Annotated in this window: 14 protein-coding genes; 13 read left to right on the top strand and 1 reads right to left on the bottom strand. The window is 69.8% G+C overall.

The window, feature by feature from the left end; translation table 11 throughout:
• The first annotated feature begins 156 nt into the window (after window positions 1-156).
• From E4O86_RS18725 to E4O86_RS18685, 9 genes are all read left to right on the top strand, one after another.
• Window positions 157-1563 (top strand): cytochrome ubiquinol oxidase subunit I, encoded by a 1407-nt coding sequence (locus E4O86_RS18725; RefSeq protein WP_161142075.1) that lies wholly within the window; start codon window positions 157-159, stop codon window positions 1561-1563.
• 5 nt (window positions 1564-1568) lie between these two features.
• Complete coding sequence (gene cydB, locus E4O86_RS18720; protein WP_161142074.1) at window positions 1569-2567, top strand: cytochrome d ubiquinol oxidase subunit II; 999 nt, start codon at window positions 1569-1571, stop codon at window positions 2565-2567.
• Between the two features lie 278 nt (window positions 2568-2845).
• On the top strand, window positions 2846-3973 hold the full coding sequence (locus E4O86_RS18715) for a TRAP transporter substrate-binding protein (RefSeq protein WP_161142073.1): 1128 nt from the start codon (window positions 2846-2848) through the stop codon (window positions 3971-3973).
• Between the two features lie 66 nt (window positions 3974-4039).
• The gene (locus tag E4O86_RS18710) at window positions 4040-4687 is read left to right on the top strand and encodes a TRAP transporter small permease subunit (RefSeq protein WP_161142072.1); all 648 of its coding nucleotides are present in this window, start codon (window positions 4040-4042) and stop codon (window positions 4685-4687) included.
• Window positions 4684-6108 carry a TRAP transporter large permease gene (locus E4O86_RS18705; protein ID WP_161142071.1) on the top strand — a complete coding sequence of 475 codons (1425 nt, stop codon included), beginning with the start codon at window positions 4684-4686 and terminating at the stop codon, window positions 6106-6108. Before E4O86_RS18710 ends, E4O86_RS18705 begins: the two co-directional genes overlap by 4 nt.
• Window position 6109: 1 nt before the next feature.
• The gene (locus E4O86_RS18700) at window positions 6110-7489 is read left to right on the top strand and encodes an amidase (RefSeq protein WP_343039191.1); all 1380 of its coding nucleotides are present in this window, start codon (window positions 6110-6112) and stop codon (window positions 7487-7489) included.
• The gene (locus tag E4O86_RS18695; protein ID WP_161142069.1) at window positions 7486-7656 is read left to right on the top strand and encodes a hypothetical protein; all 171 of its coding nucleotides are present in this window, start codon (window positions 7486-7488) and stop codon (window positions 7654-7656) included. Before E4O86_RS18700 ends, E4O86_RS18695 begins: the two co-directional genes overlap by 4 nt.
• 242 nt (window positions 7657-7898) lie before the next feature.
• Window positions 7899-8399: a hypothetical protein gene (locus E4O86_RS18690; RefSeq protein ID WP_161142068.1), complete on the top strand. Its 501-nt coding sequence runs from the start codon at window positions 7899-7901 to the stop codon at window positions 8397-8399.
• Between the two features lie 82 nt (window positions 8400-8481).
• Complete coding sequence (locus E4O86_RS18685; RefSeq protein ID WP_161142067.1) at window positions 8482-9366, top strand: dienelactone hydrolase family protein; 885 nt, start codon at window positions 8482-8484, stop codon at window positions 9364-9366.
• A 13-nt stretch (window positions 9367-9379) separates the two neighbouring features.
• Here the strand turns inward: E4O86_RS18685 and E4O86_RS18680 are convergent, their stop codons facing one another.
• Window positions 9380-10777, bottom strand: a complete 1398-nt coding sequence (locus tag E4O86_RS18680) for a cation-efflux pump (RefSeq protein ID WP_161142066.1) — start codon at window positions 10775-10777, stop codon at window positions 9380-9382.
• A gap of 169 nt (window positions 10778-10946) precedes the next feature.
• On the opposite strand from E4O86_RS18680, the gene E4O86_RS18675 reads away from it, so the two are divergent.
• The 4 genes from E4O86_RS18675 to E4O86_RS18660 form a co-directional block, all read left to right on the top strand.
• Entirely contained in the window at window positions 10947-12191 is a 1245-nt protein-coding gene (locus E4O86_RS18675) for an efflux RND transporter periplasmic adaptor subunit (protein ID WP_161142065.1), read from the top strand.
• A gap of 9 nt (window positions 12192-12200) precedes the next feature.
• Window positions 12201-15416, top strand: coding sequence for an efflux RND transporter permease subunit (locus E4O86_RS18670; RefSeq protein ID WP_343039190.1), 3216 nt, complete (start codon window positions 12201-12203; stop codon window positions 15414-15416).
• Window positions 15417-15543: 127 nt separating this feature from the next.
• Window positions 15544-16110 carry a sigma-70 family RNA polymerase sigma factor gene (locus tag E4O86_RS18665; RefSeq protein WP_161142064.1) on the top strand — a complete coding sequence of 189 codons (567 nt, stop codon included), beginning with the start codon at window positions 15544-15546 and terminating at the stop codon, window positions 16108-16110.
• Window positions 16107-16352: hypothetical protein (locus E4O86_RS18660; protein ID WP_161142063.1), on the top strand; the 246-nt coding region annotated here is incomplete at its 3' end. The genes E4O86_RS18665 and E4O86_RS18660, both read left to right, overlap by 4 nt.

The raw sequence follows: 16352 nt of genomic DNA, 5'->3' as shown, positions 1-16352 counted from the left end.
CGGTTCCTTGCCGGCCGGCGCGGCCGTGGGCGTCGCGCCGCGCCTTGCCCCGAGGCCGGCGGCCGAAGCGCGCGGCCGCCGGTCAGGGGTTGTCCTCCCGACGCCGCGCGCCATCATAGCCCGAGGGTCGTGAGCCGGCGTCTGAAAGGGGGCCCCATGTTCGAAGGTGTCGATCCGGTCGTGCTGGCGCGCGTCCAGTTTGCCTTCACGATGGCCTTCCACATCCTCTTCCCGGCGCTCTCGATCGGCCTCGGGAGCTATCTCGCGGTGCTCGAGGGGCTGTGGCTCCTGACCGGGCGCGAGGCCTATATGCGCCTCTTCCGCTATTGGGTGCGCGTCTTCGCCATCGCGTTCGGGATGGGCGTCGTCTCCGGCATCGTGATGAGCTACCAGTTCGGCACCAACTGGAGCGGCTTCTCGGACAAAGCGGGCCCCGTCGTCGGGCCGCTGATGGGCTACGAGGTGCTCACCGCCTTCTTCATGGAGGCGGGCTTCCTCGGCATCATGCTCTTCGGCATCGGCCGGGTCCCGAAGCTCGTGCACTTCCTGGCGACCCTCCTCGTCGCCGCCGGCGCGCTCGTCTCCGCCTTCTGGATCCTCGTCGTCAACAGCTGGATGCAGACCCCGCAGGGCTATTCGGTCAACGAGGTCGGGCAGTTCGTCCCGGAGGACTGGCTCGCCATCATCTTCAATCCGTCGCTGCCCTATCGCCTCGCGCACATGGTCATCGCCGCCTATCTCGCCACCGCCTTCGTGGTCGGCGCGGTCGGCGCCTTCCACCTCCTGCGGAAGCGCGCGGGCCCGGAAGTGCGCATCATGTTCTCCATGGCCATGTGGATGGCGACGCTGGTGACGCCCGTCCAGATCGCGGTGGGCGACCTGCACGGGCTCAACACGCTCGCGCACCAGCCGGCCAAGATCGCCGCCATGGAGGGGCATTTCGAGCCGGAGCTGAGCGGCGCCCCGCTCTATCTCTTCGGCTGGCCGGATGCCGAGGCGGAGACCACGCGCTACGCCGTCGGCGTGCCCAATCTCGGCAGCCTGATCCTGACGCATGAATGGGACGGCACGCTGAAGGGGCTGAAGAGCTGGCCGAAGGAGGACTGGCCGAACCTGCCTTATGTGTTCTGGGGGTTCCGGATCATGGTCGGGCTCGGGCTCCTGATGCTCGCGACCGGCATCGCGAGCCTCTACCTGCGCTGGCAGCACAAGCTCTATGCCGCGCCGCTCTTCCAGCGCTGGGTGCTCGTCATGGGGCCGAGCGGGCTCGCCGCCATCATCGCCGGCTGGGTCACGACCGAGGTCGGCCGCCAGCCCTACACGGTCTACGGCCTGCTGCGGACGGCGGATTCCGCCTCCCCGGTCGCGGCGCCGGCGCTCGGCGGCTCGCTGGCGGCCTTCGTCGTCGTCTATTTCGCCGTCTTCGGGGCGGGCATCTGGTATCTCTTCCGCATGTTCGGCAGGCCGCCCGAGGCCGCCACCGAAGACGAGCTGCGCGGCGGTCCCGAGCGCGCCGCCGGCATCACGCCGATCCAGGCGGTCCACGGGCCGGGGCAGGGCTGACGGCAATGGACCTCGTGCTCCTCTGGGTTTTCATCCTCGCCTTCGCCGTCTACGCCTATGTCGTGCTCGACGGCTTCGATCTCGGCATCGGGCTGCTTGCGCCGTTCGTCGGCTCGAGCGCCGACCGCGAGCGGATGATCGGCGCCATCGCGCCGGTCTGGGACGGCAACGAGACCTGGCTCGTCCTCGGCGGCGGCGGCCTGATGGCGGCCTTCCCGCTCGCCTATGCGATCCTGATGCCGGCGCTCTACGCGCCGCTCGTCGCGATGCTGCTCGCGCTGATCTTCCGGGGCGTCGCCTTCGAGTTCCGGCACCGCGACGAGCGCCACCGCTCGCTCTGGACGGCCGGCTTCGTCTTCGGCTCCTATGTCGCGACCTTCTGCCAGGGGATCGCGCTCGGCACCATCCTGCAGGGGGTGGAGACGAGCGGCCGCGCCTATGCCGGCGGCTGGTTCGACTGGCTCTCGCCCTTCAGCCTGGCGACCGGGGCGGCGCTCCTCGCCGGCTATGCGCTGCTCGGCGCCTGCTTCCTCCTGATGAAGACGGGCGGCGATCTGCAGGACCGCATGTTCCGCTACGCGCGGCCGCTCTCGCTGCTGCTCGTGGCCTTTGTCGGGCTGGTCAGCCTGTGGACGCCCCTGATCAGCGATTTCGTCGCCGGGCGCTGGTTCACATGGCCGAACATCGCGCTTCTCTCGCCGGTACCGCTGCTCGTGCTCGGGATCGCGGCCGCGCTCCTCAGGAGCCTCGCGCGGCGGCACGAATTCGCGCCCTTCCTGTTGACGCTCGCCCTCTTCTTCCTGTGCTTCCTCGGCCTCGGAATAAGCTTCTTTCCGTATATCGTGCCGATCTCGGTCACCGTCTGGCAGGCCGCCGCGCCGGCGAGCACGCTCGTCTTCCTGCTTGTGGGGGTGGCGATCCTGATCCCGATCATCCTGATCTACACCGGCTATTCCTACTGGGTGTTCCGCGGCAAGGTGGAAGACCAGCAATTCTACCACTGAGGCGCATGCAAGGCGGCGCGAACGGGCCGGGAAGGCGCGGCCGGTCGCTGCATCGGTCTCGGCGCAACGCGCGCTCTTCTACTAAAGGATAACCGGCAGCTTGGAGAAAGCCGGGAAGCTGCGCTTGCCCGGCGGGTTTCATCTTGCCACTCTTGCCAAGGGCTCGGTGCTGGGCGATCCCGCTGAAGGCTGGCGCTCGGGACTTTCGAGCGTCGGACCGAAACAACGGCCGGTCAACGGCCGAGCGGGAAGATCTGTTTCCTTGGGAGGAATACTGAATGAAAACCGCAGAAAACGTATCCCGCCGCAAGTTCCTGAGGGGCGGCGCCCTCGCCGCAGGCGCGGCGGCCGGCGCGCTGGCGGCGCCGGCGGTGGTGACGGCGCAGTCGCCGATCGTCCTCAAGATGCAGTCGTCCTGGCCCGCCTCGGACGTCTTCCAGGACATGGCGAAGCAATATGTCGAACGCGTCCAGAAGATGTCGGGCGACCGCCTGCGCATCGACCTTCTGCCGGCCGGCGCGGTCGTCGGCGCGTTCCAGGTCCAGGATGCCTGCCATGACGGCGTCATCGACTGCGCGCACACCGTGGCGGTCTACTGGTACGGCAAGCACAAGGCCGCGTCCTTCTTCGGAACCGGCCCGGTCTTCGGCGGCAGCGCGGCCGACATGCTGGCCTGGTTCTACACGGGCGGCGGGCAGGACCTCTATCGCGAGCTGACCCAGGACGTGCTCGGGCTCAACATCGTCGGCTTCTTCGGCTTCCCGATGCCGGCGCAGCCGCTCGGCTGGTTCAAGAACGAGGTCAAGTCCGCGCAGGACATGAACGGCCTGAAGTACCGCACCGTCGGCCTCGCCGCCGACCTGATGCAGGCGATGGGCCTCAGCGTCACGCAGCTTCCCGGCGGCGAGATCGTGCCCGCCATGGAGCGCGGCGTTATCGACGCCTTCGAGTTCAACAACCCGACCTCCGACATGCGCTTCGGGGCGCAGGACGTTGCCAAGAACTACATGCTCTCCTCCTATCATCAGGCGAGCGAGAGCTTCGAGTTCATCTTCAACCGCGACCGGTTCGAGAGCCTCGATCCCGACCTCCAGGCGATCCTGCAATATGGCGTCGAGGCCGCGAGCACGGCGAACTTCGCGCTGGCGATGAACCAGTATTCGACCGACCTGCGCAAGCTGCAGGACGGCGGCATCAACGTCGCGCGCACCCCGCAATCGGTTCTCGAGGCCCAGCTCGGCGCCTGGGACAAGCTGATCGATCAGCTCGGCCAGGATCCGGTCAACAAGAAGATCATGGACAGCCAGAAGGCGTGGACCGAGCGCGTCGGCTACTACCAGCTCATGAACGCGCCGGACTACAAGCTCGCCTACAACCATTATTTCCCGGGCAAGATCAACTTCTGATCCTGGCCGACGACATTGGCCGGGCGCCGGGCGCCCGGCCGGAAGGCCGCTTCGCTCAAGGATCGTATGCTCACCTACATTCAGATCGCGGACAGACTCTCGGCCTGGGTCGGGAAGGCTTTCGCCTGGTGCATCATCATCATGACCCTCGGGGTCAGCTATGAGGTGTTCGTCCGGTACGTGCTGAACAGCCCGACCGTCTGGGCCTTCGACATGACCTACATCCTCTACGGCACGATGTTCATGATGGCGGGAGCCTACACGCTCTCGCGCGACGGGCACGTGCGGGCGGACGTCGTCTACCGGCTCTGGCGTCCGCGCGTCCAGGCGAGCGTCGAGCTCGTGCTCTACTTCCTGTTCTTCTTTCCGGGCATCACCGCCTTCATGGTGGCGGGCTGGCGATATGCGTCGCGGTCGTGGCGCTACCTCGAAGTCAGCAGCATGAGCCCGGCCGGGATACCGATCTTCCAGTTCAAGTCGGTCATCGTGGTGGCCGGCGCGCTGCTCTTCGTCCAGGGCATCGCGCAGGTGTTCCGCTGCATCCTCTGCATCCGGCTCGGAGAGTGGCCGCCGCGGGCGCAGGACGTCGAGGAGATGGAGAAGCTCCTGATGGAGCGCGGCTCGCTCGAGCGCCTGGAGCACGGCAGCGAGGCCGTCGACCTCGCCGGCCTCGACGATCCCGCGGCCGATCCGCGCCGGAGATCGGGGCGATGACGGATCCCCAGGTCGCGGTGATGATGCTCGGCATCTTCATCTTCGTCATCATGCTCGGCTTCCCGATCGCCTACACGCTGATGGCCCTCGGAGTCGGCTTCGGATATTACGCCTATTACGACGCGGCGATCATGGCGCGCGTCTACCAGCGCCTGCTCGGCGGTGCCGATCCGGATTCCTTCTACGGCCAGCTCGTCTGGATCCGGGCGCTCTTCAACAACCGCATCTTCGACCTGCTCGTGAACCAGACCTATTCGGTCATGGCGAACGACGTGCTGACCGCCGTCCCGCTCTTCCTGTTCATGGGCTACATCGTGGAGCGGGCGAATATCGTGAGCCGCCTGTTCACCACGCTGCAGCTGGCCTCGCGCAGGGTGCCGGGCTCGCTCGCCGTCGCCGCGCTCATCACCTGCGCCCTCTTCGCGACCGCGACCGGCATTGTCGGCGCCGTCGTCACCCTGATGGGGCTGCTCGCCTTTCCCGCCATGCTGCGCGCCCGCTACGACACGAGCTTCGCCTCGGGCGTCATCTGCGCCGGCGGGACGCTCGGCATCCTGATCCCGCCCTCCATCATGCTGATCGTCTACGCGGCGACTTCCGGGGTCTCGATCGTCCGGCTCTATGCCGGCGCGCTGATCCCGGGCTTCATGCTCGCGGGCCTCTATCTCGTCTATGTGGTGGGCCGGGCCTGGATGAACCCGAAGCTCGCGCCGCCGCCGCCGGAAGAGGAGACCGCGGGCGTCTCCGGCGGCCAGCTCGCCCTGATGCTGCTGACCTCCTTCTTTCCGCTCGCGATCCTCATCCTCGCGGTGCTCGGCGCGATCCTCTTCGGCCTCGCGACGCCTTCCGAGGCGGCGGCGATCGGCGCCCTCGGCGGCATCGTGCTCGCGGCCGCCTACCGGGCCCTCACCTGGAAGCGGCTCGAGGAATCCGTCTATCTGACGGTGCGCACGGCGGCCATGGTCTGCTGGCTCTTCGTCGGCTCCTGGACCTTCGCCTCCGTCTTCTCCTATCTCGGCGGCGAGCAGCTCATCAAGGACTTCGTCACCGGGCTGGAGATCAGCCCGCTTTTGTTCCTGATCCTGGCGCAGATCATCATCTTCCTGCTCGGCTGGCCGCTCGAATGGTCGGAGATCATCATCATCTTCGTGCCGATCTTCCTTCCGCTGCTCGCGCATTTCGAGATCGACCCGCTCTTCTTCGGGATCCTGATCGCCCTCAACCTGCAGACCTCGTTCCTGTCGCCGCCGATGGCGATGTCGGCCTATTACCTGAAGGGGATCGCGCCGCCGCACGTGCAGCTCGTCCAGATCTTCAAGGGCTGCATGCCGTTCCTGCTGATCGTGATCGTCTCGATGGTGATCGTCTATCTCCTGCCCGGCACCGTCTACTGGCTGCCTTCCCTCGTCTATGGGCGGTGACGTGAGCAAGGCGGCGCTCGCCGATCTCGACGCGGGGGAAGCGCGCGGGCGCATCGCGCGCGGCGAGACGAGCTCGGTCGAACTCGTCGAAGCCTGTCTCGCCCGCATCGAGGAGCGCGATCCGGCGGTCCGGGCCTGGGCGCATCTCGACCCGGCCTACGCCCTCGCCCAGGCGGAGATGCGCGACCGCCAGCGCGGCACGGGCCGGCCGCTCGGGCCGCTCCACGGCGTGCCGGTCGGCCTCAAGGACGTCATCGACGCGGCGGGCCTGCCCTGCGAGAACGGAACGGTGCTCGATTCCGGCCGCCGTCCGCAGGAGGATTCGACGGTGGCCGCGCGGCTGCGCGCCGCCGGCGCCGTCATTCTCGGCAAGACGGTCACCACCGAGCTCGCCGTCTATTCGCCCGGCCCGACCGCCAATCCGCACGATACCGGCCGGACGCCCGGCGGATCCTCGTCCGGCTCGGCCGCCGCGGTCGCCGCGCGCATGGTGCCGCTCGCCGTCGGGACCCAGACCAACGGCTCGGTCATCAGGCCGGCCTCGTTCTGCGGCGTCTACGGCTACAAGCCGGGCCGCGGGATGATCTCGCGCCGCGGCGTGCTGGTGCAGTCCCCGCTTCTGGACGCGATCGGCGTCTTCGCCCGCTCCGGCGCCGATTGCGCGCTCATCGCCGACGCGCTCGCCGGCTACGATCCGGGCGACCGCGGCACGCGGCTCGAGGCGTTCCCGGCGCTCGCCCGGACGGAAGCGGCGAGGCCGCCGGTCCGCCCCCTGCTCGCCTTCGTGAAGAGCCCGGTCTGGGACCAGGTCGAGCCCGGCACGGCGGAGGCGTTCGCCGAGCTCTGCGCGGAGCTCGGCGGCGACGTCGCGGAGGTCGGCCTGCCGCCCGCCTTCGCCGATGCGCACCGGCTCCACGGCGCGCTGATGCTCGCCGACATCGCCCGCAACTATGCGCGCTACACCGAGCGGGGCGCTGACAGCCTCAGCGCGCGGCTCCGCGGCATGATCGAGGAGGGCCGGGCGGTCCGGGCCGTCGACTACGCCGCCGCCATCGAGGCGATCGAGAGCCTCAACGCCGCGCTCGAGGCGATCTTCGACCGCTTCGACGCGATCCTCACCCCGGCGGCCGCCGGCGAGGCGCCGGTCGGGCTCGGCTCCACGGGAAGCCCCGCCTTCTGCACGATATGGACCTTCTGCGGCGTGCCGGCCCTCACCCTGCCGCTTCTCGTCGGGCCGGCCGGGCTTCCGCTCGGCGTCCAGCTGGTCGGGCGCCGCGGCCAGGACGGGCGCCTGCTGCGGACGGCGCGCTGGCTGGTCGGGCGCCTCGCCGGGGCGGCGCCGGCGGTCCCGGAGGAAAGGCCAGAGGGAGTCGCCCGATGATCGTCTTCGACCGGATCTTCGCCCTTCTCGGGCTCGCCGCGCTCTGCGCCTTCCTCGGCGTCCTCGTCTGGAAGGTGCCGCTTCCCGCCCTCATCGCGGTCTGCGCCATCGGCGTCGTCCTGGCGGCGATAGATTTCGCGCGCACGCTCTTCATGCCAGAGAAGTAGAGCGGCGGCGCGGTGCTCCGCCGCCAGATTGGAATCGCTCCAAATCATATCGGTTGACAGGGCGCGGCGATCCGAGACACTTCGGCTCGACCTTTGATGTCAGGGCCTTGAACCCTTTCCTTGGAGGATGTCATGTCGATCCGGTGGCGGGCGCGTTCTGCGCCCGGTCTTTTGCTTGTCCGCGCCCGGCGCCGCGCCGAGGCGCATGTTTCCTCTCCGGCAGGCCGCGCCGGGTCTCCGCGATGAGCGCCTCCTGTTTCGCCGCGCGCCCCGTTGGCCTGCTCGACCGGGTGCCGGAGCGGCTGCTCCTCACCGGGATCCGCGGCTGGATGGCGGGCTACGCCTCCGGCGACCTGCGGCATTGGGAGGACGTCTGGAATCTGCATGCGACGTCCCTCGGCGTCCCGGCGGCGCGCCAGGTGGTGGAGCGCCTCGCCGCCTTCGTCAGCATGATCCGCGACTGCGCCCAGTGCCCGATGCGGTGCTTTCCCGGCGCCTGCCCGCGGCTCTGCCGGGACGAATGCCTCGCGCTCGCGATGGTCTCGGCCAGCCAGAACGCCGATCTCGACTGCCTCGCCTACGCCATGGCGCGCTTCATCGATCCCGAGGGGCAGGAGGCGGCGATGCCCCCGCTCGTCGCCTATGCCGAGGCCATGGTCGAGCAGCAGCTCAGGCTGATGCCGGTCCCGAGGCACGTGATCCAGGACATTGCGGAGCGCCCGCCGCGCGCCTGCCTTCACTGAACCGTGTCCGGGGCGTGATTTGCCCGCCGGTGCGCCCGGCATCATGCTCCCGCCGGTTGCAGGCCAGACCGGGAGGATTGCGATGAACGAGCGGCCGAAAATCACCCAGGAGATGATCCGGCTCTATGACGAGTACACGCATCTGACGCTCGACCGGCGCCGCTTCATGGACCGGCTCACCAAGCTCGCCGGCAGCTCCGCCGCCGCCTTTGCCATCGCGCCGATGCTGGAGGCGAGCAAGGCCAAGGCCGCGATGCTCGCCGAGGACGACCCGCGCATCAAGGCCGGCATGGTCACCTGGCCGGGCGCGGAGGGCACCACCCTGAGCGGCTATCTGGTCACGCCGGCCGACGCCCAGGGCCCGCTGCCGACGGTCATGGTCATCCACGAGAATCGCGGCCTCAATCCGCACATCCAGGATGTCGCCCGGCGCGTCGCCGTCGAGGGCTTCCTGGCGCTCGCGCCCGATTTCCTCGCGCCGGCCGGCGGCACGCCGGAGGACGAGGACAAGGCGCGGCAGATGATCTCCGAGCTCGACCAGGCGCAGACCGTCGCGAATGCGGTGGCGACCGTCGCCTATCTCGACCGCGAGGAAAGGGGCAACGGCAAGGTCGGCACGGTCGGCTTCTGCTGGGGCGGCGGCCTCGTCAACCAGACGGCGGTCCACGCCCCGGATCTCGATGCGGCCGTCGCCTATTACGGCCGCACGCCCGAGCCCTCGCAGGTCCCCGACATCGAGGCGAGCCTGCTCCTCCACTTTGCCGGGCTCGACGACCGCATCAATGCCGGCATCCCGGAATACGAGGCGGCGCTGAAGGCGGCCGGTAAGGACTACCGGGTCTTCGTCTACGAGGGCGCCAACCACGCCTTCAACAACGATACCTCCGCCGCGCGCTACGACAAGGCGGCGGCCGATCTCGCCTGGTCGCGCACCATCGCGTTCCTCAAGGAGAAGCTCGCCGCCTGATCGGGCGAAGCCGTCATGCGCTTGCCCGCGCCGGCCCGGCGCGGGCCTCCCGGCGCGGCTCGGCGTGGATGACGACGCGGGCGATGTCGGGGCGGCGGCCGCGGACGGCGCGTTCGAGCGCATCCACGCGGTCGTGCACGTCGTCCACGGTCCAGGCCGGGTCGAGGCGGCAATGGGCGACGAGGACATAGCCGTTCCGCGCCCGCCTGAGGCGCACGTCGTGCACTTCCGACAATCCCTCGATCCCGTCGGCGCTCTCCTGGAGGGCCGCTTCGATGTCCTTCCGGAGCGCCTCCGCGCCGGCCACCACGTCGCGCGATTCCGGGGTGAGCGGCTCGATGTGGGTCTCGATCTCGATGCCCTCGCCGAACTCGGCCTCGATCGCGTGCTCCAGCCGGTCCGCGACGCCGTGGGCCTGCGCGAGCGGCATGCGGCCGTCGACCTCGATATCGACGGCGATGGCGAGGCGGTCCCGGAGATGGTGGACGGTGACGTGGTGCACCGCGACCTTCTCGCGCAGCGCCACCAGCAGGACGCGGTCGTGGATCGTCTCGTCGCTGGGTGAAACCGGCACGGACTGGACGACCACCTCCGCGCGCCCGAGTACCTGTCTGGCGGTGGCGACCACGTCCTCCTTCACACGCGCCGCCTCCTCCATGTTGAGCGACCGCGCGACCTGGATCGCGACGTCGGCGAAATGCTGCGGCCCGACCGAGCGGACGCGGACGAATTCGACGCCGACCACCCCGGGCAGGCGGATGATGCGCTCCTCAAGGTTCCGGCCCGCTCCGGCGGGCGCCGTGTCGACGAGGTCGTCGATCGTGCGCCGGAGCAGGCGGAGCGCCAGGACCGCAATGATCCCGGCGACGGCGAGCGCCGCCGCCGCGTCGCCCCAGCGGAACCCCAGCGCCAGGAGGCCGAAGCCGGCGAGCACGGCGAGCGAGCTGTAGACGTCGGAGGCGAAATGGACCGCGTCCGCCTGCAGCGCCGCGCTCTTGGTCTCGCGCCCGACCTTGAGAAGGGCGCGGGCGCGCCAGGAATTGATGCCGATCTCGACGAGCAGGATGCCGACGGCGAGGGCGGAGACCGTCGGCGCGGAGTCCGCCGAGCCGAGGCGCCGCACGGCCTCGACCGTGACGCCGCCGGCCACCAGCAGGAGCAGCGTCGCCTGCCCGAGGGCGGCCACGCTCTCGAACTTGCCGTGTCCGTAGGGATGCGATTCGTCGGGCGGACGGTCGCCCCAGCGCACCGCGACCCAGGTGAGCGCCGTCGCCGCGAAGTCGGTCGCCGAGTGCAGCGCGTCCGTGACGAGCGCGAGGCTGCCGATGGCCAGGCCGATCGCGAGCTTCGCGGCCGCGAGCAGCAGGCTCGCGGCGAGCGAGATCGTGGCGGTGCGTTCCTTCAGCGTCATGGCACTTGGCTCGTAAGGGCCGATCATCGGACGGGCAAGCGCGATCGGCAGGCACCCGCCTCCGCCTGGACTCGTGCAAAGATGACGAAAATGTCATGCTTCCCGAGCGACGGAACGGAGCGCATCCTCCGTTGAACGGTCTTGCCGTGCCAAGGAACCGCCTCGCCCCATGTCGATCTGGAAACAACTTGCCCTCTGCCTGGTCATTGCCGCGCTCGCGGCAGGGGGCTGGTACGCATGGCGCAATCCTTCGGCGGTCGAGCCGGTCCGTGCGGCGCTCTCCGCCGTCCTCCCGGCAAGCCAGGGCGGAGACGGCGGGGCGCCCGCGCCCCGTTCGGGTCCGCCGGCCGGCCGGACGGGCCAGGCCGGCGGTTCCGGTCCGCTGCCGGTCGTCGTCGCACCGGCCGAGAGCGATAATCAGGGCGAGCGCGTGGTCGCGCTCGGCTCGGCCAAGGCGGGCCGCTCCGTCACCCTTCTCCCGGAGGTGACCGGCATCGTCGAGCGCGTGGCGTTCCGGCCGGGCGGCATGGTCGCCGAGGGCGACGTTCTCTTCGAGCTGGAGAAGAGCTCGCAGGTGATCGCCGTCGAGCGCGCGCGGATCGAGCTCGAGCAGGCGCGGTCTGCGCTGAGCCGCGCCCAGCAGCTTTCGAAGTCGAAGAGCATCTCGGAGGTCGCCAAGCAGGACGCCGAGATCGCCGAGCGGGTGGCGGAGATCGCCTTGCGTTCCGCCGAGCTCGACGAATCGCGCCGCACCATCAAGGCGCCCTTCTCGGGCGTGACGGGGCTGACGGACATCGCCGTCGGCGATCTCGTGACGACGAGCACCTCCCTCGTCACGGTCGACGACCTCGACAAGGTCATCGTGGCCTTCGAGGTTCCGGAACGGTTCGCGGGGCGGGTCGGGCACGACATGCCCGTCAGGGCCATCGCCCACGCTTTGCAGGGCCGCGCCTTCACCGGCACCGTCACCGCCGTCGACAGCCGCATCGACCAGACCAGCCGGACGCTGAAGATGGAGGCGACGCTCGACAATCCCGGCGGCGAGATCAAGCCCGGCATGGCCGTGTCGATCGAGATCGACCTGCCCGCCGAAGAGCGCGTGGCCGTGCCCTCGCTCGCGGTCCAGTGGGACCGCCAGGGCTCGTTCGTCTGGCGCGTCGGTGCCGACAGCAAGGTGACGCGCATCCCGGTGACGATCCTCGACCGCCGCACCGGCACGGTCGTCGTCAAGGCGGACATCGCGTCCGGCGACACGCTCGTCGTCGAGGGCGTCCAGCGCCTTCGCGGCGGTGCGGAGGTGCAGATCACCCGGCGCAAGCCGTCCGGTGCGCCGGCGGCCGAGGAGAGCGACGCGACGGCGCGCTCCGGCGGCACCGCGCCCGAGCGCGTGACGATCCAGAAGGCGAAGAGCTGAGGAGGGTGCGTGAGCGGCACGTTCGAACACGCGCGCGAGCGCATCCTCGAAGCCACCAGGGGCATTTCCGCGCTCTGCGTCCGGCGTCCGGTCCTGACGATCGTCGCGAACCTGCTCATCATCGTGGCGGGCCTTGCCGCCCTCTCCGCCGTCGAGATCCGCGAGCTTCCCGACGTCGACCGGCCGGTGATCACGATCACCGCCGATTACGACGGCGCCGCGCCCGAGACGATGGACACGCAGGTGACCAACATCCTGGAGGGCGCCGCCGCGCGCGTGCCGGGCGTCAGCACGATCTCGTCGACCAGCCGGACGGGCCGGAGCCGTGTCGTCGTCGAGTTCAACAGCTCGGTCGACATCAATGTCGCCGCGAGCGACATGCGCGACGCGATCGGCAGCGTGGAGCGCAACCTGCCCGAGGAGGTCGAGGACCTCACCATCGTCAAGGCGGACGACGATTCCGATCCGATCATCCGGCTCGCCGTGACGGCCGAGAACATGCCGATCGAGGATCTGACCAAGCTGGTCGACGATTCGGTCGTCGACCGTCTCTCGGCGGTCGAGGGCGTGGCGCAGGTGACGGTCTTCGGCGATCGTGACCCGCTGGTGCGCGTGCTGGTCGATCCGGACGCGCTCGCCATGCGCGGCATCTCGGTGACCGATCTTTCGAACGCGCTGTCTTCGGTGGCCATGGACGCGCCCGCCGGCAATCTGACCGGGTCCGACCAGGAGCTTCTCGTGCGGGCCGACGCGAGCGTCACCAGCGCAGAGGAGGTGGAGGCGATCCGCATCAACCGTTCGACCAGGATCGGCGACGTGGCCGACGTCCTGTTCGGGCCGGCGGAGCGCACCAGCATCCTCAGGATCAACGGCCAGACGGGCGTCGGCCTCGGCATCATCCGCCAGGCCCAGTCGAACACGCTCGACATATCGGAAGGCATCCAGAAGGCGGTCGACGAGCTCAACGCGGCCATGCCGAAGGGCGTCTCGGTGCGGATCACCTCCGACGACGCGACCTTCATCGGCGGCGCCCTCAACGCGGTCATGCACGCGCTGGGCGAGGCCGTGGTCATCGTCATCGCGGTCATCTTCCTGTTCCTGCGCTCGCTCCGGCTCACCATCGTGCCGGCGGTCACCGTCCCGATTGCGCTCATGGGCACCATCGCGGCGATCTATCTCTGCGGCTTCTCGATCAACATCCTGACGCTTCTCGCCTTCGTGCTGGCGACCGGCCTCGTCGTCGACGACGCCATCGTCGTGCTCGAGAACATCGAGCGGCACATGCGGATGGGCATGGGGCCGCGCGCCGCCGCCGTGCTCGGCGCCAGGCAGGTGTTCTTCGCCGTCATCTCGACGACCGCGACGCTCGCCGCGGTCTTCATCCCGATCTCGTTCTTCCAGGGCACCGCCGGGCGGCTCTTCTCCGAGTTCGGCTTCGTGATGGCCTTCTCGGTCGTGCTCTCCGCCTTCGTGGCGCTCACGCTCTGCCCGATGCTGACCTCGCGCCTGCTGAAGAAGGAGGACGAAGCGCACGGCCCCTCGCGCAATCCGCTGATGCGGCTCGTCGGCGCGGTCGGCGGGTGGAGCGAGGCCGCCTATCGCCGCGTGCTCGACGCCGCGCTCGCCGCGCCCATGGTGGTGCTCGCGATCGGGCTCGTCTTCGCGGCGGGCGCCGTGGCGGCCTATTCGGCGCTGCCCGAGGAGCTCACGCCGAGCGAGGACCGCGGCATGGTCCCGATCCAGATAACCGGGCCGCAGGGCGTCTCGATCGACTACATGGACGCGCAGCTGCAGGAGCTCGAGAGCGCGGCGCGGCCGCTCCTCGCGAGCGGCGAGGCGACCAACATGTTCCTCATCGCCGGCCGGGGCAGCACGAATTCCGGCTTCGTGGTGCTGACGCTCGCCGATTGGGACAAGCGCGCTCGCTCGCAGCAGGAGATCATGCGCGAGCTCAATTCCAAGCTGCAGAACATCCCGGGCGTCCAGGTCTTCGCGCGCTCGCCGAACAGCCTCGGCATACGCGGCGGCGGCCAGGGCCTGCAATTCGCGATCACCGGCATCGACTACGACGCCCTCGCGGTGAAGGCCGAGGAGGTTCGCCGCGCCATGGAGGATTCGCCGAGCTTCGCGTCGGCGCGCCTCTCCTACGACACCACCCAGGCCCAGCTCTCCGTGCGCATCGACCGCGAGCGCGCCTCCGATCTCGGCGTCTCCGTCGACGACCTCGGAACCACGCTCTCGACGCTCCTCGAGGGGCGCAAGATGGGCGAGTTCTATGTCGGCGGCGACGCGATCGACGTCCGGGTGGAGGCGCCGACCGGGACCATCAACGACCCGACGGATCTGGAATCCGTCTATGTCCGCACCTCGGGCGGGCGGATGGTGCCGATCTCGTCCTTCGTCTCGGTGACGGAATCGGCGGTCGCGCCGAACCTCCCGCGCGAGGGCCAGCGGCGCGCCGTCCCGCTCATCGGGCAGCTCGCCGAGGGCCACGACCTCCGCTCCGCCATGGCCGCCGTCGAGGCGATCGCGGCGGAGAAGCTGCCGCCCAGCATGGGCATCCGCTTCCTCGGCGAGGCGGCGACGCTCGAGGAGACCTCGAGCGGGATGGCGGTCACCTTCGGCTTCGCGCTCGTCGTGGTGCTGCTGGTGCTCGCGGCGCAGTTCGAGAGCTTCGTCAGCGCGGTGATCATCATGCTCACCGTGCCGTTCGGCCTCGCCGCCGCGATCTACGCCATGGTGCTCACGGGCGGCTCGCTCAACATCTACAGCCAGATCGGGCTCGTGATGCTCGTCGGCATCATGGCGAAGAACGGCATCCTCATCGTAGAGTTCGCCAACCAGCTGCGCGAGAGCGGGCTCGGCGTCCACGACGCCATCCGCGAGGCCTGCCGCATCCGCCTGCGGCCGGTCGTCATGACGATGGTCGCGACCGTGATCGGCGGCGTCCCCCTCGTCCTGTCGCACGGTGCCGGCGCCGAGGCGCGCCACGCCCTCGGCTGGATCGTGGTGGGCGGTCTCGGGCTCGCCACCTTCGTCACCCTGTTCGTCACGCCGGTGACCTTCCTTCTCCTCGCCGGCCTCTCCAAGCCGCGCTCGGCGGAGGCGGAGCGGCTGGAATCGGAGGTCGCCGCGGCGCTCGCCGGGGGCCATGGCGGCACGCGCAGCGAAGTGGAGGACGTGCTCGGCCCGGTCCAGCCCGCATACCGGGAGGCCGCTGAATGACGCGCCTGCCGCCGCAGCTCCCCGCCGCCGGGGCGGCCGCTTCCGCCGATGAGCCGCGCCCGCCATTGGCCTATAGTGCCGGCCGGGATCGTGTCCCCGCGGGGGAGGCGAATCGGAAGGATGTTGCGTGGACGCAGCAGAGGACGCAGCGCGCCTCCGGGCGGTCGCGGCCGGAGACGGCTCCGCCTTCGCTCAACTCGTCGACGCGCATGCTCCGCGGCTCCTGCGCTTCGCGCGCCTCCTCCTCGGCAATGAGGCGGAGGCCGACGACCTCGTCCAGGATGCCTTTCTCGGCCTCTGGCAGGCGGCCGGGCGCTGGCGGCCCGAAGCTCGCATTTCGACCTGGCTCCACCGGGTGGTCTATAACGGCGCGGTCGACCGCATCAGGCGCCGCCGCGCCTTCGTCGATGTCGCGCTGGTCGCGGATCTGCCCGATCCGGAGCTGCCCGCGCCGGACAGCGGCCTGCTCCGGTCGGAGACCGTGGCCAGCGTCCGCGCCGCGCTCGCCGCGCTGCCGGAGCGCCAGCGCACGGCCGTCCTCCTCTATCACTTCCAGGAACTCGGACAGGCGGAGGCGGCCGACGTGATGGGCATCGGCGAACACGCCTTCGAATCGCTTCTCGCGCGCGGCCGCCGGGCGCTCAGAAGCGCTCTTTCGGCCGGCGGAACCGACCGGAACGGAGATCCGGCATGACGACAGAGACGAACGGAAGGACGGGCGCCGAGCTTGCGGCGGCGCTCGACCGGTTCGGAAGCGATCTCGCCCGCTGGCCGGACGGCGCGCCCGCCGCCGAGGCCCGCGCGGCGCTTCTCGGCGATCGCGCGTTCCGCGGCAGCTGGGAGGTCTGGCGCGATGTCGAGCAGAGCCTCGACGCCGCGCGCGCGGCGTGCGACGCGGAGATAGCGCGCTCCGGCGCGCTCGAGCGGATCCGCGCC

This window comes from Propylenella binzhouense (assembly GCF_009866965.1).
In the GTDB taxonomy this organism is placed as follows: Bacteria; Pseudomonadota; Alphaproteobacteria; order Rhizobiales; family Afifellaceae; genus Propylenella; species Propylenella binzhouense.
The sequence above is the reverse complement of the archived record's forward strand: the minus strand, read 5'-3'. Positions and strand labels throughout refer to the sequence as shown.

Coding starts and splice junctions, on each gene's coding strand:
- E4O86_RS18675 (WP_161142065.1), top strand. CDS start 10,947: ATGTCGATCTGGAAACAACTTGCCCTCTGCCTGGTCATTGCCGCGCTC.
- E4O86_RS18710 (WP_161142072.1), top strand. CDS start 4,040: ATGCTCACCTACATTCAGATCGCGGACAGACTCTCGGCCTGGGTCGGG.
- E4O86_RS18685 (WP_161142067.1), top strand. CDS start 8,482: ATGAACGAGCGGCCGAAAATCACCCAGGAGATGATCCGGCTCTATGAC.
- E4O86_RS18690 (WP_161142068.1), top strand. CDS start 7,899: ATGAGCGCCTCCTGTTTCGCCGCGCGCCCCGTTGGCCTGCTCGACCGG.
- E4O86_RS18705 (WP_161142071.1), top strand. CDS start 4,684: ATGACGGATCCCCAGGTCGCGGTGATGATGCTCGGCATCTTCATCTTC.
- E4O86_RS18695 (WP_161142069.1), top strand. CDS start 7,486: ATGATCGTCTTCGACCGGATCTTCGCCCTTCTCGGGCTCGCCGCGCTC.
- E4O86_RS18715 (WP_161142073.1), top strand. CDS start 2,846: ATGAAAACCGCAGAAAACGTATCCCGCCGCAAGTTCCTGAGGGGCGGC.
- E4O86_RS18680 (WP_161142066.1), bottom strand. CDS start 10,777: ATGACGCTGAAGGAACGCACCGCCACGATCTCGCTCGCCGCGAGCCTG.
- cydB (WP_161142074.1), top strand. CDS start 1,569: ATGGACCTCGTGCTCCTCTGGGTTTTCATCCTCGCCTTCGCCGTCTAC.
- E4O86_RS18725 (WP_161142075.1), top strand. CDS start 157: ATGTTCGAAGGTGTCGATCCGGTCGTGCTGGCGCGCGTCCAGTTTGCC.